Consider the following 24,932-nt stretch of genomic DNA (forward strand, 5'->3'; position numbering starts at 1 on the left):
TCTATTCTTTTTTCTTTCAACTGCTCCATCATAACAAGGATATGAGGCATTCTACAACATATAAATGAGTTAGCCAGCTTTTTTTTCTTGTTTCGTGGAATTGATTGCTAAAATATGCTAAGCTAGACAAATCAATTTGTCTAATAGAAAAGAGGAATAACCATGACAGATTACGATGTAATCGTAGTTGGCGGTGGCACAAGCGGTATGATGGCCGCTATTTCAGCAGCTGAAAAAGGTGCTAACGTTGCCGTTGTAGAAAAAAATAAAACCCTTGGTAGAAAGTTACTTGTTACTGGCGGTGGTCGGTGTAATGTAACGAATAACCGTGATAAAGAAGAAATTGTTTCACATATCCCTGGAAATGGTCGCTTTCTCTATAGCGCTTTTCATCAATACGATAATTACGATATTATGGACTTTTTTCGTTCGAATGGCGTTGTCTTAAAAGAAGAAGATCATGGTCGCATGTTTCCTGCTACGGACAAGTCTCGAACCGTTTTGGAAGCCTTAATTGTGATTATGGATCGATTAGCTATTACAATTTATACAGATGCGCCCGTTGAAACTATTTTAATTAAAGATAAAAAAATAACTGGCTTGATTCTTGAAGATGAGCGCGAATTATCAGCTAAAACTATTATCCTCTCGACCGGTGGAAGAGCGATGCCTAGAACCGGTTCAACTGGCGATGGCTATAAATGGGCTAAGAAAGCTGGCCATACAATTAAGCCACTCTATCCAACAGAAGTTCCAGTTTTATCGGATGAATCATTCATTCAAGATAAAACGTTGCAAGGTCTTTCTTTACGAGATGTGACGTTAAGTGTGGTCAATAAAAAAGGTAAAAAAGTCATTAGTCATCAAATGGATATGATTTTTACTCACTTTGGTATTTCAGGACCAGCTGTTTTACGTTGTTCGATGTTTGTGCATCAAACGATGCAAAGAGATAAAACAGACTTTGTTATGATGTCACTTGATGCTTTACCTGAATTATCTAAAGGAGAACTGACTCAACAAATGCAACGTTTAGTAAAAAATGAAGGCGAAAAAAGTATTAAAAATGCTTTAAAAGGACTTGTTCCGGAACGCTACCTTCTTTTTGCTTTTGAGCGTTTATCGCTTGACGAAAACAGTACCCTCAAACAATTATCGGATGATGAACGAGCAGCCTTTATTGATTTCATGAAAGAGTTCAGTTTTACTGCAAATGGTACATTACCCATTGAAAAAGCTTTTGTAACCGGTGGTGGAATCAATACCAAAGAGGTCAATCCCAAAACAATGGAAAGCAAATTTACAAAGGGATTGTATTTCTCTGGTGAGCTACTAGACTACAATGGGTATACGGGTGGCTATAATATCACTGGTGCCTTCATTACGGGACGAGTAGCGGGTATGCACGCTGCACAAGAGGCTTTAGGGGTAGTCAACTAGTTAAAATAAAGTCCATTCAATTTAAAAAGAGACTCAGACAATTGTCTGAGTCTCTTTTTTCAAGCTTCGATTGCTACAAATTCAGCTTTAACCAGTTCTTTTAGAGCTTGAGGCGTTAATTCAACTTGAAAGCCTCTTCTTCCAGCAGATACTATCATGGTATCTAAGTTTTGGGTATCTTTAGACAAATAAACAGGAAAGTTTTTTTTCATTCCTATTGGCGAACAACCTCCACGAATATAACCCGTTGTTTTTTCTAAATCTTCTAAATGCAGCAACTCCATTTTTTTATTTCCACTGACTTTTGCAAGTGCTTTTAAATTAATTTCGCTTCTGCCTGGAATACAAGCGACCACTACACCCGTTTTATCTCCAACTGTTACAATTGTTTTAAACAGTTTTTGTCTAGTTGGATCTAGTTCCTCTAAACTAGTTTGACTGTCTGAATGATTTTGACTCCATGGATACTCATGGAGTTTATAGTCAATTTTAACTTTATCTAGCAATCGAATGGCATTTGTTTTCGGTTGTTTCCCTTTTTTCATCTGGTTTTACCTTCTTTACTCTTACTCTTTTGATGACTGTTTATTTTTTTCGAATAATACATACTTTTAAATATTCGCCTTGAGTAAACTCTGGATTTATCTTAAAGTCATCTGGTAATCCAAAGGTTTCTTCTATTGTATACGATTTATTTTGACCTTTAAAAGCTTCTTCAATAAAACTGTTGAATTTTTCAGTTGTTACGTTCGCGGCATTCGTTGAAGCAATGATTATACCATTAGGTTTTGTAAGTTGAATCACTTCTTCTAAAAGACTTGCATAGTCTTTGGCAGCACTAAATGTTCGTTTTTTCGAACGAGCAAAACTTGGCGGATCAACAACCACAACATCAAAAGCTAATTTATGACGAATAGCGTATTTAAAATAATCAAAAACATCCATTACGCGAATTGTTTGATCGTCTACGTTTAAATTATTTACTTCAAATTGTTCAATCGTTTTAGGTAAGCTACGTTTAGCCAAGTCAACACTTGTCGTCTCAACTGCTCCACCTAAGGCTGCTGCTACTGAGAAAGCTCCTGTGTAGCTAAACGTATTTAAAACCGTCTTGCCCATTGCGTATTTTTCTAACAACCGTTGTCTAACATCTCTTTGGTCTAAAAATATTCCAGTCATTAATCCATCATCTAAATAGGTTGCATAACTGATTCCATTTTCTAAAATCATTAGCGGCTCTGGAGCAGCCTTACCAAAAATTAAATCTGTTTCAGGTTTTGCATTGGTCTCAAATCTGATTTTCTCATAGATTCCTTTGCTATCTGATACGACTTCTTTGAAGGCTTTTAGAATTAATTCACGGTGAGCGTAAATCCCTTTGCTATACCATGAAAAGATATAATAATCATCGTAGAAATCAATTGTCAATCCACCTAATCCATCGCCTTCACCATTAAATAGTCGATAAGCAGTTGTTTGTTCATTCAATTTGAAAATTGATCGTTCATCTAATGCTTCTTTAAGAAGTTTTTTATAGAAATTCTGATTAATCATCTCTGTTTGATTTGTCGTTAAAATCCAACCGTCGCCTTTATTTTGTTTAGCTAAATAAGCGATAGCTACAAATTTTTTGTGTTCATCAATGCATTGAATCAATGATCCTTCTGGTAATTTGGGCTCCTTGACAAAATCTTCAAGTACCAATATTGGATACCCCCTGCGTGCCCGTTCTGTTGCGCGTCTTTTCAACATACATTTTTCCATTACTGTTAATCTCCTTTTAGTTTATACTTTAGTCTTTAGTTACTCTTTCTTTTTTTCTTATCGTATTCAACCACTTTTTCAACAATCATAAAACAAATCAAACCAACTATCGTTCCGATAGTATTAAATAGTAAATCATCGATATCTGTAATCCCAGTTCCAAGAAAGAATTGCATCATTTCAATAAAAAAAGAAAAACAAAAACCAGTTAACAGTGTTTTCAAAAAATAAGGTTTTTTATTTAGGAGGTAGGCTACTACAAAGCCCATCGGTACAAACCATAAGATATTCCCATAAAAATTATAATAATAATCGAATAACGTTACTCCTTTAGTTAATTTTAGCGTATGAGTTAACGGCGTCAAATTAATCGCACTTAAGGGTTGCATATTAAATCTTACATTACCAATACTATGTTCTTCTCGAAAAATAGTCAGGTGTATTAATAAAATAATGTAAAAAATAAATGCATTCAGACTTATTTCTCGATACAAACTTTTTCTTTTTTTCCCTTTTTTTAAAAACGTTAAGTAGATCACTCGAAAGATTAACCAGATAATAAAATAAAATAACGTTTGGTCTATACTATAAAAAATGAGCTCTATTAGTGGGAAATGATTAATGGATTCGCCATAAGATTGTTTCATTATATTAAAAAGGCCTTGTAGAAATATCATGTAAGGCAAAACCTCCTTTTAGATGATGCACTTCATTATAACTTATTTTTCGTCAATATATGTTTAAAAACAGAACAAATTTTAAGTCTAATGAAAAAATGTGTCTAATCAGACTTGGTAACGATTACATTTTTTGGGCTTGTTAAAACAAGTACAAAAATTGACTAACTAGCAAAAAAACTGTAAAATGTAGTTATTATGGGGTAATTGAGACCATTGTATTATTTTAAAACTAACATTAATCTAAAATAAAAATTATTTTATCCGTTACTTTTTAAAGGAGGAACTTTTACTAGTGAATAAACTAAAAAATGTATTAAATACTCGAATTGGATTCTTTTCGTTAGCTGTTGTTTTATTTTGGGCAAAGACGTACTTCGGCTACAAGCAAGAATTTTCTCTTGGTGTTACAGGGGCAATGCAACAATTTATTTTGTTCGTCAACCCGATAGCAACCATCGTACTTTTCTTTTCTATCGCACTTTATTTCAAGAAAAGTAAAAAAGCTTATACTGTTTTATTTTTAGTGCATATTGTGATGAGTGCATTACTATTTGCAAATATTTTATATTACCGAGAATTTTCTGATTTTCTTGCAGTAACCACTATTTTTGGGGCAGGAAATGTTGCGGGAGGGCTTGGAGCTAGCACATTAGCTTTGTTAAAAGCTCGTGATATTTTTTACTGGCTCGACCTAGTTATTCTATTCGGTTTATTGGCTACAAAATTTGTTAAGCTTGATGATCGTTTATATAAGAAACGCTCAGCAGTAGCGATGACAACTTTAGCCGTGACACTTTTTGCTGCAAACTTAGCTTTAGCAGAAAGCAATCGTCCCCAATTGTTAACGCGAACGTTTGATAGAAATTACATTGTTAAGTATCTTGGAATCAACTTCTTTACTGCTTATGATGGCTATCAAACTGCTCAATCAAATCAGAATAAAGCTAATGCGGATGAATCAGATATGGATGCTGTCCTTTCTTATGTTGATGAGCATTATGCTGAACCTAATCCAGAAATGTTCGGAGTGGCTGAAGATAGAAACGTTATTTATCTTCATCTGGAAAGTTTCCAACAATTTTTAGTTGATTACAAATTAGAAGATGAAAATGGCGAACTTCATGAAGTAACACCTTTTATTAACAGTATTTTCCGTGATCAACAAACGCAAAGCTTTACAAATATTTTTCACCAAGTAGGACAAGGTAAAACTGCAGACTCTGAAATGATATTAGAAAACTCATTGTTTGGATTGCCTCAGGGCGGAGCTTTTACTCAAGTTGGAGGAAGCAATACCTTTCAATCTGCTTATAATATTTTAGAATCTGAAAAGGGGTATACTAGTGCTGTCATGCATGGAAACGTTGGCTCGTTTTGGAATCGTGACAACACGTACAAACAAATGGGTGTTGATTATTTCTTTGATTCTTCTTATTATGACTTATCAGAGGGCAATACGTTAGAGTATGGCTTGAAAGATAAATTATTTTTTAATGAATCTGCACAGTATTTAGAACAATTGCCTCAACCATTTTATACTAAAATGATTTCTGTTTCAAACCACTTCCCTTATCCTTTAGATGAAGCAAACGTTGATTTTAAACCAGCTCAAACAACGGATGAAACGGTTAATAATTACTTTGTAACTGCACATTATTTAGATCAAGCTGTTGAAGAATTCTTTAACTATTTGAAGGCTTCTGGATTATATGACAATTCAATGATTATTCTTTACGGTGATCACTATGGCATCTCTAATTCAAGAAATAAAGCCTTAGCTCCTTTACTTGGTGAAGATCCAGAAACTTGGAATGGGTATAATGATGATATGATGCAACGTATTCCATTGATGTACCATATCCCTGGAACGACAAATGGAAAGATAAATGAAGCATTTGGTGGACAAATTGATATGCTACCTACGATGATGCATTTATTGGGTATCCAGACAAAAGATAAAGTGATGATGGGAACGGATTTATTCTCATCTGGACACGATCAAACCGTCGCATTTCGTAATGGAAATGTTGTCTCTCCTAAATATACACTTAATGGATCAGATAGTTACGATACCGTTACTGGTCAACTAATTGAAGAACCTTCCCAAGCCATTCTTTTAGAACAAGAACAATTAAAAGAAGCTGTTTCTACTCAGTTAAGTTTATCTGACAGTATTTTGCATAGTGATTTATTGCGATTCTATACTCCAGCAGGGTTAAATAAAATCGACCCTTCTTCTTATAGTTATCAAAATCAAATCGAACAAATGGCTACTATTAATAATGAAGCTGGAGATAATGCAACGAGTCTTTACTACCTAAATGGTAATCGCTCAACAACAGATTTGTATCAAACAAATGCGCCAGAATTAATGGAATCAACAGATAGTGAAACTGAAATAAAAGAATAAAAAAAGATACGCATCAACTTATAAAAAGTTGATGCGTATCTTTTTTTATTCTTTTTCTAGAGGGAATTTTAACGTAAAAACGGTTCCCTCTCCTTTTATACTTTCTACTGAAATTGTAGCTCCATGTAGATTGACTAATTGTTGAACAATCGCTAAACCTAAGCCAGATTCTCCATAAAAAGTATTTTTTCTTGAACTATCGGCTTTGAAGTATCTTTCCCAAATGCTTTCAACTTCTTTAGGATCAATACCTATTCCTGTATCTGATATTTTTATCACAGTATGTTTTTCGTCCATTGTTCCTAAGAGCCTGATTTGGCCACCCTGAGTGAACTGTATAGCGTTTTGCGTAACATTGACTATGATTTGCACGAAACGGTCGTAATCGGCGTATATTTCGATAGTTGAAGGGCAGTCTATTGCAACTATATTTTTTTTGACTGATGCTTTTAATGATAACTGTTCAACAATCATTTCAAATGTTTCTCTTAAATTAAACGGTTGTTTATATAAAAAAATTTGATTGGATCGAATCTTTTCATAATCTAAATTCTCATTAACAAGACGGATTAATCGTTTGCTTTCGTTGTGCATTAACTCTAAACTACGTTTCTTTTGATTATCTGGAATCATATCGTGTTCTAAACCTTCTAACAATCCATTTATGGTCGTTAAAGGGGTCCGCATCTCATGTGCGACATCTGCCATAAACTGTCTTCTACGATTTTCTTGACGTTCGATTTCTTCTTGAGAAGCTTTTAATGATTCTGCCATCAGGTTAAAGTCCTCTGCCAAATCATCAAATTCATCTTTATGATTGTTCTCCAAATCAATATCAAAGTTTCCAACCGCAACGTTATGAGTAGCAGTCCTTAATCGGTTGATTCGATTAACTTGGTATTTTGCAAATAGCAAACTCACTAAAATCGCTCCTAGTGAAGAAAACAAAAAGGCTGTAAATAAATTATTTCTTAAAGCTGTCAAAGTTGCTTCGATTCCACTGATAGGTGAACTGACTGCTACAAAACCTGAAAATATATTCTTATCTTGTGTAAAAAAAGGCAAGTAGATAATGGCTAGTTGACGATCATTGCCATAAAAATCAGTTTGACGGATAGTTAGCGATATTCGCTGTCCTTTTACTAATTTTTCAAAATCTTCTTTTGAAATACCACTCTTATAAGATTTAACGGTTTCTGGATAAATCATCGTATCCTTGCTATTAAATACTGTTAGTGTTACTTCTTGATTTTTTAAAATTAACTGACCGGTATCTAACTGATTTTTTTGTAAATCACCAGTCACTAGTGCTTGTGCATATCCGTATAATTGTGTTTCAGTATGTTTATAGGTTGTGTTTTTAGAAAACTGTAAGAACGAAAAACCCATAATAATAAGCATCACTAGAATAACAATAAAAAAAGCGGCAATTTGTTGGTAAAAATAGTTGAATTTCATCATCTATTCAACCCCAGTATCGTCAAACTTATAGCCTACTCCCCAGACTGTTTGAATAACCTGTGGACCTGTTTTATCAATTTTTTGTCTTAATTTCTTGATATGTGCATCCACTGTTCGTTCATCTCCAAAATACTCGTAATCCCAGATTAGCGTTAAGAGCTGTTCTCTTGAAAAGACTTGTTTAGGATTTTTAGACAATGTGTACAGTAGATCAAATTCTTTAGGAGTAAGTCCTTCGATTTCTTTATTGTATAGTAAAGCTTCACGTGTCTTTTTATTTATTTTCAACTGTTTTGTTGTTATTTCATAAGCTTTTTCTGTTCCATCAGACTTTTCTATTGATAATTTAGCACGTCTAGTTAAAGCTTTAATACGCGCAATCAAAGTCAAAGGGCTAAATGGTTTCGTGACATAGTCATCTGCACCCATCTCTAAGCCAATCACTTGATCGCTTTCTGAATCTTTCGCAGTCAACATAATAATGGGAATTTTCTCGTTTACTTTTCTTATCTCACGACAGATTTGCATACCGTCCATACTTGGTAAATTCAAATCAAGAATGACTAAATCCCATTGTTCTTTCGCTTCAAGGAAAGTAGTCAACCCTTCTTTCCCGTCATGTATAAATAATGAATCCCACTGTTCTTTTTGAAAAAACATTTCCATCATCTCACAAACAGATGAGTTGTCTTCAATCATTATTATTTTCATCGTATCCCTCTTTTCCCTTACATTTTCTCTCTAGTTTAGTATACACTTATTTTCAGCACAACTGACTAATGAGCTATTCTTCATCAATAAGATTAAAAATAGAAAGAAAAAAGAGTAAAAGATACTTTTTAAGAATCAAACGGTGTGTTTCTAATAGACTGTCATTTGTTCCATTTCGTCATTAGAGATAGTCGCTGTATTCTTTTTTCCTTGCAAAAAGTCAATTTCAGTTACCACCATTTCTATTACAAAAACGGTTTCCTCTTCTTTGTTCTGATATGTTCTTGATTGGATATGACCAGTTACTCCAATTAAATCACCTTTTTCACAGTAACCTTGAATTAATTTAGCTATCTGCCCCCATGCTACTATGGGAATAAAATCAGCTTGCTGTCCTTGATCATGTTTAAATTTTCTCTTAACTGCTATCGCATTATTTAAAACAACTTTCCCTTCTCCTACTTCTTTTACTTCAACTTCTCTGACAATTCTACCTATTAGATTTAGTTGATTCATCTTATCTCTCCTTTTTATTTAGTCTATTCACTTTAATTATCTGCTAAATAGTAGTGCTTCCGTTTTTTAATCTACTCGTTTAAAAATAAAAAAAGAGAGCAGAAAAGATTTTAATCTCTTCTGCTCTCTTTTTCATGATTTTATCCATTAATAATAGTTGGTTTTGTAAAATAACTAAAGATGTGACTCCATGTTGGCATGTCAAATATGGCAAAAGGACTTCCATCTCCAATAATTCCGTATCCAACCATTGCTCCAAGAATCAAAGCAATCGCAACCACAACAATGACCAATAAAATTTTCAGTATAAATGTCCCCATGTGTGCGGCAATTTTCCCTTTTGTCATTGTGTCACCTCTTCTTATCATTTTTCTTAAAAACTAAATCTTTTTTTTGTCATATTCTCTAATAAAATCCCTGTCCCTAAAGCAACAGAATCCAACGGTTGGTCTGCAATAAATACGGGGACTTTTAATTGTTCAGCAAAAAGTTGATCAACACCATCCAACATTGCTCCGCCACCAGTCAAAATAATTCCGCGATCAATAATATCTGCAGATAATTCAGGAGGTGTTTGCTCAAGAACATCTTTTGCCTGTTGAACAAGCATCGCCATAGACTCAGCAGTTGCTTCTAAAACTTCAGCTGAACTAAAAATAATTGTTCTTGGTAATCCACTTACCATATCACGACCTCTAACATCCATTGTATCTTCTCTGCGCCCTGGGAAGACCGTTCCTATTTCCATTTTAATAGATTCAGCGGTTCTTTCACCAATCATCAGTTTATATTTTTTCTTCACATATTGAGTAATTTCATTATCCATCCGATTACCAGCTACTTTTAAAGAACGACTTGTTACGATTCCACCCATTGAGAGAACAGCGATATCTGTTGTTCCACCACCAATATCGATAACCATATTCCCACTTGGTTGAAAAATATCCATACCTGCTCCAATAGCAGCTACTTTTGGCTCTTCTTCAAGATAAACGTTTTTTCCACCACTTTTTTCAGCAGCTTCTATAATAGCTTTTTGCTCAATTGCTGTAATATTTGTAGGACAGCAAATAAGAATATTTGGTTTAGATAAAAAGCCTTTTACATTTAATTTATTAATAAAGTGAGTCAACATCGCTTCAGTAATATCAAAATCAGCGATAACTCCTCCATCTAAGGGGCGAATTGCACGAATATTGCCTGGCGTACGTCCAACCATTAAATAAGCTTCTTCTCCAACTGCTAAAACACGATTTGTTTTAGTGTCTATTGCTACTACAGAAGGCTCATTTAAAACAATCCCTTTTCCTTTTACGTGAATCAACACATTTGCCGTACCTAAATCTATTCCTATATCTTTCGCCATTATTCCGTTCCCCTCTCAAACTCTTGTCACAAACTAATTAAATTTCTTGATGTATCTCTTTGATTTACGAGTATAGCCTATTTTTGATTAATCGGAAACATTCAGTCAAAAAACAAATCCTGATTCATTCATCGTTTATTTTCTAGTTCATTTACTTTAAAAAAAGTTAGAATAATGACCTCATAAGGTAGTATACTCTAACTTTTCTAGTTGTTAATTGAATAATGAACTTAACTCTTTATCTAGTAAAACCGATGTAGTTGTTTCATTAATTCGTTCAATATCAGCACCTAATGCTTGCAATTTTTTATGGAACATATAGTAACCACGATCTAGGTGTTCTAAATGAGTGATACGTGTAAATCCTTCAGCGACCATCCCTGCAATAATTAACGCAGCCGCTGCTCTTAAGTCTGTTGCAGCTACTTGGGCTCCTTGTAATTTAGCTGGACCATAGATAACTAATGTCTGATTTTCTATCTTAAACTCACCATTCATACGACGCAATTCTTCCATATGCATGTACCGATTCTCAAATACAGTCTCTTTCATTGTGCTTGTGCCTTCACTCATAGCCTGTGCTATTGTGATTTGTGCTTGCATATCTGTTGGGAAACCTGGATGAGGCATTGTTTTAACATCTATTGATTTTAATTTATCTGGACCAATAACTCTTAATCCATTTCTTTCTTCAATAAAAGATACACCCATTTCCGTTAATTTAGAAATTAAAGGCTTATTGTGTTCTGCAACAGCATCTTCGATTAAAACATTTCCTTTTGTGACCGCTGCAGCTACCATGAATGTTCCAGCCTCAATACGATCTGGAATAATGCTGTGATCCGTTCCAACTAATTCTTGAACACCTTCGATACGGATAGTCTCTGTTCCTGCTCCAACAACTTTAGCACCCATACGATTTAAGAAATTAGCTAAGTCAACAATTTCAGGTTCTCTCGCTACGTTCTCAATAGTCGTTGTTCCTTCTGCTAATGTAGCAGCCATCATAATATTTTGTGTTGCTCCCACACTTGGAAAGTCTAAATAGATATGAGCACCAACTAGTTTATCTGCAAAAGCTTCGATGTAGCCATTTTCAATATGTACTTCGGCTCCCATAGCTTCAAATCCTTTTAGATGTAACTCGATTGGGCGTGTGCCAATTGCACAGCCGCCAGGTAAAGCTACTTTAGCGTGACCTAAACGGGCTAATAAAGGACCCATTACTACAATGGATGCTCTCATTTTACTGACGTATTCAAACGGTGCTTCAAATGTTATTTCTCCTGAAGCATCTAGGGTAATTTCTTTGTCGGTTTCATTAAAGTTTACGGTTAGGTTTAAGTGATGCAAGACTTCATTTATTGTAAAAACATCTGACAGAATTGGCACATTGGTTAATTTATTTTTACCTTTACTGGCTAAGATGGTCGCTGCTAAAATGGGTAAAACAGCATTTTTTGCGCCTTCTACTTTTACTGTTCCTTCGAGACGCTTACCGCCACGAACAATCATTTTCTCCATGATTATATCCCTCCGAAATTTCTGTACAAACTATTTCTGCTCGTTGCTGTAAAAATTTACAGCAATCCACGATATTATAGCACACATCCGTTGTAAGATTCAAACACTACATTGATTACTTAAAACAAAAAAATTAAATTTCTAGATAGTAGGATAAATTCAATAAAAAACGAACTTACTAAATAACCAATTGCGATAGAAAAAAATAAATAAAGCAAACGAGCTTGTCGAATGTGATTTTTTTTAATCCATTTTTCAATCAATAATCCTTTTAATGCCCAAAAAGTTACTACTATAAACAATATATGTGAGATAAGACTAATCAAAGCTTGTGTACCTAAAAAATTCATTCATTTTACTCCTCTTATGATTATTTTAACACACTCTTTTCTCAAAAGAAATTTTGATGTGTAAGATGATTTTTTTCAATTAGATAAAATAAAAAACTTTCAGTTTTTACTGAAAGTTTCTCATTTTATAGTTTTCTATGCTTAGAAACTGAAATACGATTAATTGCTTTGCGTAATGAAATTTCTGCTCTTCTTTGTTGTTTACTATTTTGAACAGCTTCTTCTTTACTTAATATTTCCTCAGCTCGTTGCTTAGCGATAAAGGCACGTTCGACATCGATGTCGCGCGCTCTCTCTGCACTATCAGCTATGATTGAACAAACATTGTCTCGCATTTCCATTATCCCACCATTAACTGCTATCACGTTTTCTTCATCAATCGATACACGTTCAATTCGGACACCATCGATTGTTAAAGGAACAATAATAGGTGTGTGACCAGGAAGAATACCTAATTGTCCATCAATTGATTTAACAATCACCCGACTTGCGCGATGATCATAAACAATACCAGATGGAGTAACAATTTGTACTTGTATGTCCGCCATTAGAGTCGTCCTCCTTTACTAGTAACCAGATGCCTTAGCTTTTTCTTCTACTTCTTCAATGCGTCCTACATTACGGAAAGCATCTTCTGGTAAATGGTCGTAGCGTCCTTCTAAGATTCCTTTAAAACCTCTTATTGTTTCTGAAACAGGCACGTATGAGCCAGGTATACCCGTAAAGGCCTCTGCTACGTGGAAATTTTGCGATAAGAAAAACTGAATGCGACGCGCACGTGAGACTGTAATTTTCTCGCTATCCGATAACTCATCCATTCCCAGAATAGCAATAATATCTTGTAATTCACGGTAACGTTGTAACAGTTGTTGAACATCTGTCGCAATTTGGTAATGCTCTTCTCCAACAATTTCAGGTGCAAGTGCACTTGATGTTGAAGCTAACGGATCAACCGCAGGATAAATCCCTTGTTCAGTCAATTTACGTTCTAAGTTAGTTGTCGCATCTAAGTGAGCAAAAACAGTTGCCGGAGCCGGATCCGTATAGTCATCGGCTGGAACATAAATGGCTTGAATAGATGTGATAGACCCTTTGTTTGTTGAGGTAATTCGTTCTTGTAATTGACCCATTTCAGTAGCTAATGTTGGTTGGTACCCAACTGCTGAAGGCATTCTACCAAGTAATGCTGAGACTTCAGAACCCGCTTGAGTAAATCGGAAAATATTATCTATGAACAACAAGACGTCTTGTCCTGCTTCATCACGGAAATATTCTGCAATTGTTAAACCAGTTAAAGCTACGCGCATTCTTGCGCCTGGTGGCTCATTCATTTGACCAAAAACCATTGCGGTTCTTTCGATTACACCAGATTCTTGCATCTCAAAATACAAGTCATTTCCTTCACGTGTTCGCTCTCCAACACCAGCAAACACTGAAATACCACCATGTTCTTCAGCAATATTATGGATTAACTCTTGGATTAAAACAGTTTTACCTACTCCGGCTCCTCCGAATAATCCAATTTTACCACCTTTTAAATAAGGAGCTAGTAAATCAATAACTTTAATACCTGTTTCAAGAATGGACGTATTGCTACTCAACTCATCAAAAGAAGGCGCAAAGCGGTGAATAGGATCACGACGAACATCGTCTCCAAATGGCTCTTTCAAGTCAATCGTTTCTCCTAGAACATTAAACATCCGTCCTAGTGTCTCTTCACCAACAGGAACACTAATAGATCCTCCTGTATCAGTTACTGACATCCCTCTTTGTAAGCCATCTGTTGACTCCATTGCAATTGTTCTGAGTACCCCATTACCTAATTGTAAGGCTACTTCCAAAACAACTGTGTTTTCTTTTCTCGAATCTTGTTCTTCATTACCCGTTTTAGTTTTTCTTACGATTAAAGCATGATTGATTTCTGGAATTTCTTTATTTACAGGAAATTCTACATCGACAACCGGACCGATAACTTGAACAATTTGACCAGTACTCATTCGTTTCCCTCCATTCATTACGTTTATAATAGTGCGGACGATCCACCTATAATTTCAGTAATTTCTTCTGTGATAGCAGCCTGGCGAGCTCTGTTATAGTGTACCGTTAAATCGTCAATAATATCTTTGGCATTATCGGTTGCACCTTTCATAGCCGTCATACGGGCTGCATGTTCAGCAGCTTTAGCATCTAGAATAGCGCCATAAATCAAACTTTCTGCATATTGAGGCAATAAAATATCTAGAATTTCTTCTTTTGATGGCTCGTATAAATAATCACTCTCATACTCAACTTTTTCTGTTGGGTCAAGATCATTCAGGGGCAACATCTTATCTGCACGGTATTCAAAACTAATCGTATTGATATGGTGATTGTAGCAAACATATAATTCATCAAATATCGCATTTTTATACATTTCTGTTGCTGTTCGAGCGATTCCTCGAACTTCATCAAACGTTGGATGATCGCTGATGTCATTTAGCTCATAAGCCACGTTCATTCCTCTTGATTTAAAGAAATCCCCAGCAGTACTTCCAACAGCCATAAAGATGTATTCATCGGGTGAACTATGGTCTTTTTGAATCATATCAATAGTAGCCTTGATGACAGAGCTATTGTACCCGCCAGCTAAACCTTTATCAGAACTGATAACAATATAGCCTGTTCTTTTTACAGGACGCTCAATCAACATATCATGAAAATCAATATTAGAAGGAGAATTCGTACCAATCAATGCACTATCCTCAATAACAGCTAGTTGAGTATGTGCTAAATGAGTCACAATCTCTCTGATTTTATTGGCATAGATTTGAAAGCCCTTTGCTTTTTTTTCAGCTTTTGATAATTTCGCACCTGAAACCATTTGCATGGCATTAGTGATTTGGCTTGTTTTCTTAGTTGAGGCAATTTTTTTTGTGATATCATTTAATGATTCTGCCATTCCTCTTCACCGCCTTTACATCGTTTCTGGAATGTAAGATGTGCTATCAGATTCAACTGCACTTGTAAAAAAGTGGTCTTTAAATTCATTAATAACCGCATCTAATTTCTCGCTATCAGGTAATTCTTTTGTTTCATTTATTTCAAGGATGATGTCTTGGTGTTGGTTATCAACATAATCATAAAATTCTCTTTCAAATCTTCCTAACTCGTTCGTACGAACCGTATCTAAAAGACCATGCGTTAACGCATAAAAAATTAACACTTGTTTTTCTACACTAATAACTTCATGCAAACCTTGTTTCAAAACTTCTACTGTACGGTGTCCACGATTTAATTTTGCTTGAGTAGCCGCATCTAAATCTGAGCCAAACTGAGTAAAGGCTTCTAATTCACGGAAACTAGCTAAGTCTAAACGCAATGTTCCGGATACTTTTTTCATTGCTTTGATTTGGGCTGCTCCACCTACACGGGAAACAGATAAACCAGCTGCAATAGCGGGTCTTACACCTGAGTGAAAGAGATCACTCTCTAAGAAAATTTGGCCGTCTGTAATCGAAATAACGTTTGTCGGGATGTAAGCAGAAATATCACCTGCTTGCGTTTCAACAATTGGAAGAGCTGTAATAGAGCCGCCTCCTAATGTATCATTTAACTTAGCTGCACGTTCTAACATCCGTGAGTGCAAATAGAACACATCTCCTGGGTAGGCTTCTCTACCTGGCGGACGGCGAAGCAGTAAGGATAATTCACGATAAGCTGCTGCTTGCTTAGTTAAGTCATCAAAAATAATCAATACGTGTTTTCCAGCGTACATAAATTCTTCAGCCATTGCTAGTCCCGCATAGGGAGCAATATATAAAAGTGGTGCTGGTTGTGAAGCACTAGCAGTTAAGACAATCGTGTAATCCATTGCACCGTGTTTTTTTAATGTTTCTGTTTGTGAGCGTACTGTTGATTCTTTTTGCCCAATGGCTACATAAATACAAATGGTATCTTTTCCTTTTTGATTGATAATTGTATCAATACAAAGACTTGTTTTCCCTGTTTTTCTATCTCCAATAACTAGTTCACGTTGGCCACGACCTACTGGTACTAATGCATCTATGGCTTTAATTCCTGTTTGTAACGGTTCAAAAACAGATTGACGATCCATTACTCCTGGAGCAGGGTTTTCAACAGGACGTGTTTTTGTCGTGTGGATTTCTCCCATGCCGTCTACAGGCTGTCCTAGCGAATTAACGACTCGACCAATCATAGCTTCTCCGACAGGTACTTCCATAATACGTCCTGTCCGTTTAACCGTATCTCCTTCAACTATCCCGTCAAAGTGACCCAAAATAATGATTCCGACATCATTTGTCTCTAAGTTTTGAGCCATTCCATAGACGCCGTTAGAAAATTCAAGTAGTTCTCCGGCCATTGCATTCTCTAATCCATAAGCTCGAGCAATCCCATCTCCGACGTAACTTACCGTTCCAACCTCATCTACAATCAACTCACTGCTGAAACCTTCAATTTGTTGCTTAATAAGCTTACTGATCTCTTCAGCTTTTAACCCCATAAATTTTCACCTCTTCAACTTTTTCTTTTCAAGCTATTTAACCATTTGTTTTTCTAGTTTTTCTAAGTTCGTTCGAATACTGCCATCAAAAACGGTGTTTTCGATTTCTACTATGACTCCACCTATAACTGAACGATCTTGAATTTTATTTAACAATATCTTTTTTGCATTAAATCGTTTGCTAAATACTTCTTTTAGTTTTTCTTCTTGTGCTTTTTGAAGCGGAACAGCAGTTGTTACTTTAGCTATTACCGTACGATTTTCATGATCATGCAATAGTTCATATTCATGAATAATTGACAACATTTTATTCATTTGACGAAAATCATAAATCGTTTGTACAAATTGTTGCACATCAGGAATAAAATTCTCTGTCATTTCTGATAATATCTTTTCTTTATCTGTTTGTACGACATCACGATTATTAAAAAAATCACTTAAATTTGAGTTGCCGTAATAAATTTGACGAACATCCATAAGATTATCAAAAACAATATCTTCTGTATTATTTTCAATCGCATTGTAATAAAAAGCTTTCGCTAATTGGCTTGGATTCATATTACTATTTAATCTCATTTGTATCAGACAACCTTTCAAGGTACTTATCAATCAGTTGTGCATGCCCTTCATTTGTTAATTCCTTGCTGATTAGTTTTTCAGCAATCTGGATAGACAGCAGACTTACATCATTACGAACACTTGCCATTGCCATTTGACGTTCATTTTCAATTTCTTTTTTTGCATCTTTTTTTAATCGTGTAGCTTCGTGTCTTGCTGCATCTAATAATTCTTTTTCCGCACTCTCAGCAGAGACCTTCGCTTTATTTAGAATAGTAGCCGCTTCAGCTCTTGTCTTATCTAACTTTTCCTGGCGTTCTGCAGCTAGGCGTTCAGCCTCGTTTTTTGCAATTTCAGCATTTTCTATGTTACTTGCAATAGTCTGCTCACGTTGATCCATAATATTCATCAACGGTTTCCATGCAAATTTCTTTAATAAAACCATCAATAATAAAAACGATACTAGTACAACAATTGTATCTCCTGCAGTTGTTGCTCCTAAAACTAACTGTTTGAACATTAATTTCACTTCCTTATCCTATTCAGAGTAACCTATCGCGAAAAAAGCAGAGACGCCTTCGCTACCTCTACCTCTTACCATTTATTTAACTGATCATTGAATCATTTTTCGCTTTATTAGCTAAATACTAGAATAAAGGCGATAACAACTGCCATGATAGGAATAGCCTCAACTAAACCAACACCGATATACATTAATGTTTGTAATTCATTTTTCATTTCTGGTTGACGTGCAATAGACTCGATTGTTTTTGCGATTACCTTGCTTGATCCAAACGCTGCACCGATTGCTGCTCCCGCGATTGCTATTGCTGCTCCTAATAAACCCATAATAATTTCCTCCTAATTTTTAACTCTTTACTTTTTTCTTATTTTTTATTCATGTTCGACTTTATGAGAGATATACACCATTGTTAAGGTCGTAAATACGAAAGCTTGGATACTTCCGATAAATATAGAGAAGCCTTGCCACACCATTTGTAACGGTATCCCGACAACCCAAGTAAAGATACCATAACTTTGTGCCAAAGTAGCAATTAAGCCTATTAAAATTTCTCCGGCATAAATATTACCATATAATCGTAAAGCTAATGTTAATGTATTTGTAAATTCTTCAAATAATTTTATTGGCAATAAGAAGGGGACCGGTCGAATAAAACTATTCATAAAATAATTCTTAAATCCTTGTTCTCTTACACCAAAGTAGTTAGACAGAATGATAATCATAAAAGCTAAAGCTAATGTAACGATTGGATCAGCTGTTGGACTCTTCCAAAGCTGTTGGCCATTTATATTTAAAACTAATGGGAGTCCCATCATATTCGAGACAAATACAAACATAATTAAAGTGAAGCCTAATAGGCCAAACTTATCTCCTTGTTCTTTAGACATCGAACTAGAAATAATATTTTTAACAAAATCAACGACCCACTCGATAAAATTCTGTTTACCCGTTGGCTTAATTTTCATATTTCTGGTACAAATAAAAGCGATTAAAAAGACAATGACACAGGCCATAACAGTCGTGATCATGTTTGTTACATTAAAACTCAGACCAAATAAATACAGTATTGGAGATTCATGTTCCACAACGTTCACCTCTTTTCCACGTTTGATTTATTATCTTTTTTTGCAACAAAACCTGTTAGCTTAAAATCGGAATAGTTTTTCTCAATTTTCAAAGCTCAATAGTAATTCTACCATACTATTTGATTTCTCCCGCAACATAAGGCAATTTTTACATGTCTACTGTTTTATTAGCGATGATGAAATTCTTCCTATTAAAAGGATAAGTAAAGCTTTATTAGTTATTTTTTGTTTAGGATTGTTAACAGATGCTATCTTACCACCATTTAGTTTGAATTACAAAATATTATAAAATCTTTTTTTGTTTTCGTGTACATTTTATCTATTTGGTTTTATATTTGGTTTTTCTAGCTATTTTAGCGTACTTTGTATTTTCAGAAAATAAAAAATACTTCAAGAGTGAACGAATAGGAACGTTCTCTCTTGAAGTATTTTTATGGTTATTTTTTATTAGTCATTCAAAACTTACTCTAAATAGTTAATAAATCTTAGAAAAGAGCTGAACAGAATTCTCAGCATCTTAGTTTTAATTGAGCTTCGAACTCTAGCTCTTTGGATAAATTCAAAACTATCCTCGAGGCTTTTAGCCTCTTGCGGTAATTTTTCATTTCTCTCTCAGAGCTGTATAGAGTTCTCAGCATCTTGGTTTTAATTGAGCTTCGAACTCTAGCTCTTTGGATAAATTTAAAACTATCCTCGAGGCTTTTAGCCTCTTGCGGTAATTTTTCATTTCTCTCTCAGAGCTGTACAGAGTTCTTTGCATCTTGGTTTTATAATGTGCCAAATAGGCGGTCGCCTGCGTCACCTAGGCCAGGCAAGATGTAACTATTTTCATCTAGTTTTTCATCAAGTGCTGCTGTATAAATATCAACATCTGGATGTGCTTCTTTTAGTGCAGCTACGCCTTCTGGTGCGGCTACGATACAAACAAACTTAATTGAGCTTGCACCACGTTTTTTCAATGCATCAATTGCTGTAATAGCTGAAACACCCGTTGCCAACATTGGGTCAACTACTAATAATTGGCGGTCTTTAATATCTGAAGGTAATTTAATAAAGTATTCAACTGCTTCTAATGTTACATGGTCTCTGTACATTCCAACGTGTCCAACTTTTGCTGCTGGAATCAAATCTAATATCCCATCAACCATTCCTAAACCTGCTCTTAGGATAGGTATAATAGCAACTTTTTTTCCTGCTAGTTGTTTTTGAGTCGTTTTAATTAAAGGCGTTTCGATTTCAACATCTTGCAAAGGCATGTCTCTTGAAACTTCATATGCCATTAAACGTGCAATTTCATTCACGGCTTCTCTAAAATCTTTTGTTCCTGTATTCTTGTCGCGAAGAATTGTAACCTTGTGTTGAATCAATGGATGATCTATTAAATGAAATTTTCCCATAATCTTCAGCCCTCATTTTCTTTAGATTTCAAACAATTCTATTGTAAAGGAAATCTTGTTTAAAGGCTAGAAGTTTTATTTAAAATAAATTGTTTCAGTCAAAAATCTGTTGTTTATCCTTATAATTATTATGACAAAATTCGTTCTATCTGGACTCTCGTATCTGATTTAACTAACTAGTTTAAAATAATAAAATAGTGATAAGATATCTATTAGACATCTTATCACTGTTTTACTTTTTTCATTAAAACGAATTGCGCGTTTCCTATTTTTAAAGTGAACTACGGTTAATACAGTGGGTTTTTTTGGGTTAGTTTTAGTACTTCTTGTTTGATTGCTGGACGTTTTTCTGGGTGATCTTTTGTTTGAAGGGTTGCTACAATTAGTTCTGCTACTTTTTTTGAATCATCTTCATCAAAGCCACGTGTCGTAATTGCAGGTGTTCCGATACGGATGCCACTTGTTTTGAAAGGGCTCAATGTTTCAAATGGAATCGTGTTTTTATTCACGGTAATTCCTACTTCATCTAATAAATTCTCCGCTTCTTTTCCATTTAAACCGAATTGCGTTACTTCCAATAGCAATAAGTGGTTGTCTGTTCCCTCACTGATTAAATGACCAACTGATGCGTTGAAAATATCTTCCATTGCTTTAGCATTTTTTATAATTTGAGCCGCATAGTCTTTAAATTCTGGCATCATTGCTTCTTTAAAAGCAACAGCTTTTCCAGCAATGACATGCTCTAACGGACCGCCTTGGATACCCGGGAAGATTGCGCTATTGATTGCTTTGCCGTATTGTTCTTTTGCTAAAATTAGTCCACCACGCGGACCACGCAATGTTTTATGTGTTGTTGAAGTGACAACGTCCGCATATGGAACTGGATTTTGGTGCAACCCTGCAGCAATTAAACCTGCAATATGAGCCATATCGACCATTAAATAAGCCCCAACTTCATCTGCGATTTTTTTGAATAAAGAAAAATCAATTTCTCTTGAGTAAGCACTTCCACCAGCAATAATCATTTTCGGATTGTGCTTCAAAGCTTGACTTCTAACTTCATCGTAATCCAGTCGCTTATTTTCCTTATCGACTCCATAGGCGACAAAGTTGTACGTTCTCCCACTAAAATTGACAGATGAACCATGCGTCAAGTGTCCTCCGTGTGTTAAATCCATTCCTAAAACAGTATCCCCAGGTTCTAAAAAGGCATTAAAAACGGCCATGTTAGCTCCTGAACCAGAATGTGGTTGAACATTTGCGTACTCTGCTCCAAAAAGTTCTTTAGCTCGCTCAATCGCTAAATTTTCAATGATGTCAATGTACTCACATCCACCATAGTATCTTTTCCCTGGATATCCTTCAGCATATTTATTTGTTAAGATACTTCCTTGTGCCGCAAGAACTGCTTTTGAGACAAAATTCTCAGATGCAATTAATTCGATATTTTGCTCCTGACGTTCTTTTTCTTGATCAATTGCGTCAAATACTTCTTTATCAAATTCTCTAAAATCCATTTTCAACCCACATCCTTTAATAAATTAGATTCAGTATAGCATTTTTTACTATTTTTTAGACTCTTTCTCTAAAAAATAACAGTTCCCTGCTGCTTTTTCTAAGCGATTCATATATGCTTTGCCTATTCCTGTATCATCATAAGCTTCTGCTAAAATTAAAGTGACCGCTGTTTTCTCAAAAAAACGTAGCCCCGCATACAGTGCTTGAGCTGCTTGAGTCGTATCTTCTTTGTTTCCTAAAGAGAAAACTTCTGTTGCCTCTTTTTTATAACCATTTACTCGGTTTTCACTAGCCAACAGGCCAACTTTTTCTCCTGAATTTTTATAATATGCAATTGCTTTTCCCCACTGCTCTTCGTTGCCATCTACAATAACAACCGGTTCGTTAGGCGCATAATGGGTGTACTTCATACCTGGTGCCTTAGGACGCTCATCTTTTGAAATAAGGTGTTGATCTAAAAAAACTTTTTCTACCACTAACTCTAGTTCTTCCTTTGTGATTGCTCCTGGTCTTAAGATTGTTGGCTCTTCAGGCTTTGTCATATCTAACACCGTCGATTCTAAGCCTAACCCTGTTGCTCCACCATCTAATATGCCTGCGATTTTCCCATGCAAGTCATGGTAAACATGCTCTGCTGTTGTGGGGCTAGGTTTACCTGAAGTATTTGCACTCGGTCCAACCAAAGGAAGACCTGCAGCTTTTATTAAGGCGAGTGTTGCAGCATTATCAGGCATCCTCAAGGCAACACTCGTCAGACCTCCTGTTACAGTTTTAGAAAAAACTCCTGGTTTCATGTTAAATATCACTGTTAAAGGACCTGGCCAAAACTTAGCCATTAAGTCTTTTGCTTGCTTTGGAACTTCTATAACATACTCTTCTACTTCTTCAACAGAAGCCACATGAACAATTAATGGATTATCACTTGGTCTTCCTTTTGCAGCGTAGACTTTTTTAACAGCTGCTTCATCCATGGCATTTGCTCCAAGTCCATAAACCGTTTCTGTTGGAAAAGAAATTAGTTCTCCTGCTTTTAAAAGGTTTGCTGCTTCTTTTAATTCAGTTAATTGAAATAGTTTGGTGTCCAATGAAACACCTCCATTAGTTAATTTTCATTATTTTGTATCTTGCTTTTCTTACAATTTCACTTTAAGCAATCGATCTTGTCCGCTCATATCTTTTTCAATGATTATATCCGCTTTAGGAAAAGCTTCTTGAAAAAGATTCTTTACTACAAGTCCTTGTTTGAAACCAATTTCTAAATAGAGTTGTCCATCGGGTTTTAAAATTGCTGGCAGTTCTTTTGCTAATCGTTGATAAACAGCTAAACCACCATTTCCAGCAAATAAAGCCAATTCAGGTTCGTAGTTTAGTACAGAATCATCCATATATTTTTTTTCATCTACACCAATATAAGGCGGATTTGAAATAACAACATCAAACTGCTCATTTTTTACTGGTTCGGTTAAATCTCCTAGTAGAAATCGGATAGCCGTTTGAAGTTGGACGCTATTTTCTTTGGCTACTGCTAATGCTTCTTTTGATAAGTCTACCGCTGTCACGTCGTCTTGCGGACGTTTCTTTTTAATAGTAATTGCAATAACTCCCGTACCTGTTCCAATATCAAGTACTTTTAGAGATTTTTCAGACTGCTCTTTTAAAAATTTATCGACTATTTCTTCTGTTTCAGGACGAGGAATCAAGGTATCTGAAGTAACTTTAAATTTTTCATCAAAAAACCATTCATATCCTAGTAAGTATTGTAGTGGAATACCTGTACTATACTCTTTGATATCTTTAATCCACTGTTTTTTAACTTCTCGAGGAATAAACTGGTCTAATTGAAGGATAAAATCCGTTTTCGACCACTCAAGACGTTCTCTTATCAGGATTTCAGCAGTGATTTTTTCTTGATTAGCAGCTTCTAAAAAAGAAGAAGCCCAATTTAGGACTTCTCGATAGGTTTCATTACTGGTCATTTTTCAATTGCTCCATCTTTTCTGTTTGATCATGAAGCACTAGAGCATCGATAATCTCGTCTAATTTGCCGCCTAAAATTTGCTCTAATTTTTGAATCGTCAAGCCAATTCTATGATCCGTTACTCTGCTTTGGGGATAGTTATAGGTTCTGATTCGTTCTGAACGGTCTCCTGTTCCAATAGCAGATTTACGCTCGACATCAATCGCGTCTTGGGCTTGGGTTTCGATATGATTGTAAACACGAGCTCGTAAAACTTTCATCGCTTTTTCACGGTTTTGAATCTGCGAACGGCCATCTTGCATTGCTACTGCGATACCGGTTGGTAAATGAGTCAATCGTACAGCAGAGGCTGTTTTATTTACGTGCTGTCCACCAGCGCCACTTGCATGATAAATATCTACACGAATATCTTTATCAGCAAGGTTTAACTCTACTTCTTCTGCTTCCGGCATCACGACAACCGTTGCTGTTGAGGTATGAATTCGCCCTTGCGATTCAGTTGAAGGAACACGTTGAACACGGTGTGCACCATTTTCATATTTTAATTTTGAATACACATTCTCTCCTGAAATCATGATGGTGACTTCTTTATACCCACCAATTCCAGTAATGTTCGCATCCATCACTTCTGTTTTCCAACCTTGAGAGTCGGCATACTTCTGGTACATATTAAACAAGACTCCAGCGAATAATGCAGCTTCATCGCCACCAGCAGCTCCTCTAATTTCCATGATAATATTGCGGTCATCATTTTCATCTTTAGGCAACATTAGAATTTTCATGGCTTCTTCAATAGCCGTTTTTTCTTTCTTCAAATCCGATAACTCTTCTTTTGCCATCTCTGTCATCTCTGGATCAGAAGTTTCCGACAAAAGCTCTAAAGTATCTTCTATATCTGTTTCAACTTCTTTGTACCGACGATAATTTTTTACTGTTTCACGCAGACTGGCTTCTTCTTTTGTTAATTTCATTAGGCGTTTTGTGTCGCTAACTACATCAGGATCGCTTAATAATTCATTTAATTCTTCATAACGCCCTTCAACGCTTGCTAGTCTATCAAACATACTGGTTGTCTCCTTTATTTTTCGTTGTATTTCGCATAGATTTATCCTTAAATTTTGGGATAGAAAATACAATCGTGTCTTGACTT

25 protein-coding genes are annotated in these 24,932 nt (G+C 35.4%); 2 read left to right on the forward strand and 23 right to left on the reverse strand.

All coding sequences use genetic code 11. The annotated features are described in order from the left end of the window. Positions 1 to 162 precede the first annotated feature (162 nt). Complete coding sequence (locus ACMHYH_RS07220; RefSeq protein WP_414838737.1) at positions 163 to 1,440, forward strand: NAD(P)/FAD-dependent oxidoreductase; 1,278 nt, start codon at positions 163 to 165, stop codon at positions 1,438 to 1,440. 59 nt (positions 1,441 to 1,499) lie between these two features. Here the strand turns inward: ACMHYH_RS07220 and ybaK are convergent, their stop codons facing one another. From ybaK to ACMHYH_RS07235, 3 genes are read right to left on the reverse strand one after another with little or no spacing between them, the layout of a single operon-like run. Next, a complete protein-coding gene (gene ybaK / locus ACMHYH_RS07225; RefSeq protein ID WP_414838738.1) occupies positions 1,500 to 1,985 on the reverse strand; it encodes a Cys-tRNA(Pro) deacylase in 486 nt (161 codons plus the stop codon). A gap of 40 nt (positions 1,986 to 2,025) precedes the next feature. Next, complete coding sequence (locus tag ACMHYH_RS07230; protein ID WP_414838739.1) at positions 2,026 to 3,204, reverse strand: class I SAM-dependent rRNA methyltransferase; 1,179 nt, start codon at positions 3,202 to 3,204, stop codon at positions 2,026 to 2,028. Between the two features lie 35 nt (positions 3,205 to 3,239). Beyond that, positions 3,240 to 3,881 carry a VanZ family protein gene (locus ACMHYH_RS07235; RefSeq protein ID WP_414838740.1) on the reverse strand — a complete coding sequence of 214 codons (642 nt, stop codon included), beginning with the start codon at positions 3,879 to 3,881 and terminating at the stop codon, positions 3,240 to 3,242. A gap of 295 nt (positions 3,882 to 4,176) precedes the next feature. Here ACMHYH_RS07235 and ACMHYH_RS07240 point away from each other — a divergent pair, with 295 nt between their 5' ends. Further along, the gene (locus ACMHYH_RS07240; protein ID WP_414838741.1) at positions 4,177 to 6,294 is read left to right on the forward strand and encodes an LTA synthase family protein; all 2,118 of its coding nucleotides are present in this window, start codon (positions 4,177 to 4,179) and stop codon (positions 6,292 to 6,294) included. A gap of 45 nt (positions 6,295 to 6,339) precedes the next feature. Here ACMHYH_RS07240 and ACMHYH_RS07245 read toward each other — a convergent pair whose 3' ends face one another. From ACMHYH_RS07245 to prfA, 20 genes are all read right to left on the reverse strand, one after another. Beyond that, complete coding sequence (locus ACMHYH_RS07245) at positions 6,340 to 7,755, reverse strand: ATP-binding protein (protein WP_414838742.1); 1,416 nt, start codon at positions 7,753 to 7,755, stop codon at positions 6,340 to 6,342. Continuing rightward, positions 7,756 to 8,466 (reverse strand): response regulator transcription factor, encoded by a 711-nt coding sequence (locus ACMHYH_RS07250; protein WP_414838743.1) that lies wholly within the window; start codon positions 8,464 to 8,466, stop codon positions 7,756 to 7,758. It lies immediately after the preceding gene. Positions 8,467 to 8,616: 150 nt separating this feature from the next. Beyond that, positions 8,617 to 8,982, reverse strand: coding sequence for a single-stranded DNA-binding protein (locus tag ACMHYH_RS07255; protein WP_414838744.1), 366 nt, complete (start codon positions 8,980 to 8,982; stop codon positions 8,617 to 8,619). A 140-nt stretch (positions 8,983 to 9,122) separates the two neighbouring features. Then, a complete protein-coding gene (locus ACMHYH_RS07260) occupies positions 9,123 to 9,329 on the reverse strand; it encodes a DNA-directed RNA polymerase subunit beta (protein ID WP_414838745.1) in 207 nt (68 codons plus the stop codon). A 26-nt stretch (positions 9,330 to 9,355) separates the two neighbouring features. Next, positions 9,356 to 10,348, reverse strand: a complete 993-nt coding sequence (gene mreB / locus ACMHYH_RS07265) for a rod shape-determining protein MreB (RefSeq protein ID WP_414838746.1) — start codon at positions 10,346 to 10,348, stop codon at positions 9,356 to 9,358. A 213-nt stretch (positions 10,349 to 10,561) separates the two neighbouring features. After that, the gene (gene murA, locus ACMHYH_RS07270; protein ID WP_414838747.1) at positions 10,562 to 11,872 is read right to left on the reverse strand and encodes a UDP-N-acetylglucosamine 1-carboxyvinyltransferase; all 1,311 of its coding nucleotides are present in this window, start codon (positions 11,870 to 11,872) and stop codon (positions 10,562 to 10,564) included. Positions 11,873 to 11,991: 119 nt separating this feature from the next. Then, positions 11,992 to 12,222, reverse strand: a complete 231-nt coding sequence (locus ACMHYH_RS07275; protein WP_414838748.1) for a DUF1146 family protein — start codon at positions 12,220 to 12,222, stop codon at positions 11,992 to 11,994. A 125-nt stretch (positions 12,223 to 12,347) separates the two neighbouring features. Then, positions 12,348 to 12,770, reverse strand: coding sequence for a F0F1 ATP synthase subunit epsilon (locus ACMHYH_RS07280; protein ID WP_414838749.1), 423 nt, complete (start codon positions 12,768 to 12,770; stop codon positions 12,348 to 12,350). Positions 12,771 to 12,788: 18 nt separating this feature from the next. After that, the gene (gene atpD, locus ACMHYH_RS07285; RefSeq protein WP_414838750.1) at positions 12,789 to 14,219 is read right to left on the reverse strand and encodes a F0F1 ATP synthase subunit beta; all 1,431 of its coding nucleotides are present in this window, start codon (positions 14,217 to 14,219) and stop codon (positions 12,789 to 12,791) included. Positions 14,220 to 14,242: 23 nt separating this feature from the next. Further along, on the reverse strand, positions 14,243 to 15,160 hold the full coding sequence (locus ACMHYH_RS07290) for a F0F1 ATP synthase subunit gamma (RefSeq protein ID WP_414838751.1): 918 nt from the start codon (positions 15,158 to 15,160) through the stop codon (positions 14,243 to 14,245). 15 nt (positions 15,161 to 15,175) lie between these two features. After that, complete coding sequence (atpA, locus tag ACMHYH_RS07295) at positions 15,176 to 16,723, reverse strand: F0F1 ATP synthase subunit alpha (protein WP_414838752.1); 1,548 nt, start codon at positions 16,721 to 16,723, stop codon at positions 15,176 to 15,178. 33 nt (positions 16,724 to 16,756) lie between these two features. Further along, positions 16,757 to 17,299 carry an ATP synthase F1 subunit delta gene (gene atpH / locus ACMHYH_RS07300; RefSeq protein WP_414838753.1) on the reverse strand — a complete coding sequence of 181 codons (543 nt, stop codon included), beginning with the start codon at positions 17,297 to 17,299 and terminating at the stop codon, positions 16,757 to 16,759. Further along, positions 17,286 to 17,801 (reverse strand): F0F1 ATP synthase subunit B, encoded by a 516-nt coding sequence (gene atpF / locus ACMHYH_RS07305; protein WP_414838754.1) that lies wholly within the window; start codon positions 17,799 to 17,801, stop codon positions 17,286 to 17,288. Before atpF ends, atpH begins: the two co-directional genes overlap by 14 nt. A gap of 116 nt (positions 17,802 to 17,917) precedes the next feature. Continuing rightward, positions 17,918 to 18,130: a F0F1 ATP synthase subunit C gene (atpE, locus tag ACMHYH_RS07310; protein ID WP_414838755.1), complete on the reverse strand. Its 213-nt coding sequence runs from the start codon at positions 18,128 to 18,130 to the stop codon at positions 17,918 to 17,920. A gap of 45 nt (positions 18,131 to 18,175) precedes the next feature. Beyond that, entirely contained in the window at positions 18,176 to 18,889 is a 714-nt protein-coding gene (gene atpB, locus ACMHYH_RS07315) for a F0F1 ATP synthase subunit A (protein WP_414838756.1), read from the reverse strand. A gap of 767 nt (positions 18,890 to 19,656) precedes the next feature. Then, positions 19,657 to 20,286 (reverse strand): uracil phosphoribosyltransferase, encoded by a 630-nt coding sequence (gene upp, locus ACMHYH_RS07320; protein WP_414838757.1) that lies wholly within the window; start codon positions 20,284 to 20,286, stop codon positions 19,657 to 19,659. A 287-nt stretch (positions 20,287 to 20,573) separates the two neighbouring features. Next, on the reverse strand, positions 20,574 to 21,803 hold the full coding sequence (gene glyA / locus ACMHYH_RS07325; RefSeq protein WP_414838758.1) for a serine hydroxymethyltransferase: 1,230 nt from the start codon (positions 21,801 to 21,803) through the stop codon (positions 20,574 to 20,576). Between the two features lie 48 nt (positions 21,804 to 21,851). Continuing rightward, positions 21,852 to 22,889, reverse strand: a complete 1,038-nt coding sequence (locus tag ACMHYH_RS07330) for an L-threonylcarbamoyladenylate synthase (RefSeq protein WP_414838759.1) — start codon at positions 22,887 to 22,889, stop codon at positions 21,852 to 21,854. A 48-nt stretch (positions 22,890 to 22,937) separates the two neighbouring features. Then, positions 22,938 to 23,780, reverse strand: coding sequence for a peptide chain release factor N(5)-glutamine methyltransferase (gene prmC / locus ACMHYH_RS07335; protein WP_414838760.1), 843 nt, complete (start codon positions 23,778 to 23,780; stop codon positions 22,938 to 22,940). Then, a complete protein-coding gene (gene prfA / locus ACMHYH_RS07340; protein WP_414838761.1) occupies positions 23,770 to 24,846 on the reverse strand; it encodes a peptide chain release factor 1 in 1,077 nt (358 codons plus the stop codon). The genes prmC and prfA overlap by 11 nt, the downstream gene beginning before the upstream one ends. Positions 24,847 to 24,932: the final 86 nt, after the last annotated feature.

It is taken from the genome of Carnobacterium sp. TMP28, from assembly GCF_047553015.1.
In the GTDB taxonomy this organism is placed as follows: Bacteria; Bacillota; Bacilli; order Lactobacillales; family Carnobacteriaceae; genus Carnobacterium_A.

Bases quoted from the DNA above. Each gene is read 5' to 3' on its own strand.
- mreB (WP_414838746.1), bottom strand. From the start codon at position 10,348: ATGGCGAAAGATATAGGAATAGATTTAGGTACGGCAAATGTGTTGATT.
- ACMHYH_RS07260 (WP_414838745.1), bottom strand. From the start codon at position 9,329: ATGACAAAAGGGAAAATTGCCGCACACATGGGGACATTTATACTGAAA.
- ACMHYH_RS07250 (WP_414838743.1), bottom strand. From the start codon at position 8,466: ATGAAAATAATAATGATTGAAGACAACTCATCTGTTTGTGAGATGATG.
- murA (WP_414838747.1), bottom strand. From the start codon at position 11,872: ATGGAGAAAATGATTGTTCGTGGCGGTAAGCGTCTCGAAGGAACAGTA.
- ACMHYH_RS07255 (WP_414838744.1), bottom strand. From the start codon at position 8,982: ATGAATCAACTAAATCTAATAGGTAGAATTGTCAGAGAAGTTGAAGTA.
- ACMHYH_RS07230 (WP_414838739.1), bottom strand. From the start codon at position 3,204: ATGGAAAAATGTATGTTGAAAAGACGCGCAACAGAACGGGCACGCAGG.
- ACMHYH_RS07245 (WP_414838742.1), bottom strand. From the start codon at position 7,755: ATGATGAAATTCAACTATTTTTACCAACAAATTGCCGCTTTTTTTATT.
- atpF (WP_414838754.1), bottom strand. From the start codon at position 17,801: ATGTTCAAACAGTTAGTTTTAGGAGCAACAACTGCAGGAGATACAATT.
- atpD (WP_414838750.1), bottom strand. From the start codon at position 14,219: ATGAGTACTGGTCAAATTGTTCAAGTTATCGGTCCGGTTGTCGATGTA.
- ACMHYH_RS07235 (WP_414838740.1), bottom strand. From the start codon at position 3,881: ATGATATTTCTACAAGGCCTTTTTAATATAATGAAACAATCTTATGGC.
- ACMHYH_RS07275 (WP_414838748.1), bottom strand. From the start codon at position 12,222: ATGAATTTTTTAGGTACACAAGCTTTGATTAGTCTTATCTCACATATA.
- ACMHYH_RS07280 (WP_414838749.1), bottom strand. From the start codon at position 12,770: ATGGCGGACATACAAGTACAAATTGTTACTCCATCTGGTATTGTTTAT.
- prfA (WP_414838761.1), bottom strand. From the start codon at position 24,846: ATGTTTGATAGACTAGCAAGCGTTGAAGGGCGTTATGAAGAATTAAAT.
- prmC (WP_414838760.1), bottom strand. From the start codon at position 23,780: ATGACCAGTAATGAAACCTATCGAGAAGTCCTAAATTGGGCTTCTTCT.
- glyA (WP_414838758.1), bottom strand. From the start codon at position 21,803: ATGGATTTTAGAGAATTTGATAAAGAAGTATTTGACGCAATTGATCAA.
- ybaK (WP_414838738.1), bottom strand. From the start codon at position 1,985: ATGAAAAAAGGGAAACAACCGAAAACAAATGCCATTCGATTGCTAGAT.
- atpA (WP_414838752.1), bottom strand. From the start codon at position 16,723: ATGGGGTTAAAAGCTGAAGAGATCAGTAAGCTTATTAAGCAACAAATT.
- atpE (WP_414838755.1), bottom strand. From the start codon at position 18,130: ATGGGTTTATTAGGAGCAGCAATAGCAATCGCGGGAGCAGCAATCGGT.
- ACMHYH_RS07290 (WP_414838751.1), bottom strand. From the start codon at position 15,160: ATGGCAGAATCATTAAATGATATCACAAAAAAAATTGCCTCAACTAAG.
- atpH (WP_414838753.1), bottom strand. From the start codon at position 17,299: ATGAGATTAAATAGTAATATGAATCCAAGCCAATTAGCGAAAGCTTTT.
- upp (WP_414838757.1), bottom strand. From the start codon at position 20,286: ATGGGAAAATTTCATTTAATAGATCATCCATTGATTCAACACAAGGTT.
- ACMHYH_RS07220 (WP_414838737.1), top strand. From the start codon at position 163: ATGACAGATTACGATGTAATCGTAGTTGGCGGTGGCACAAGCGGTATG.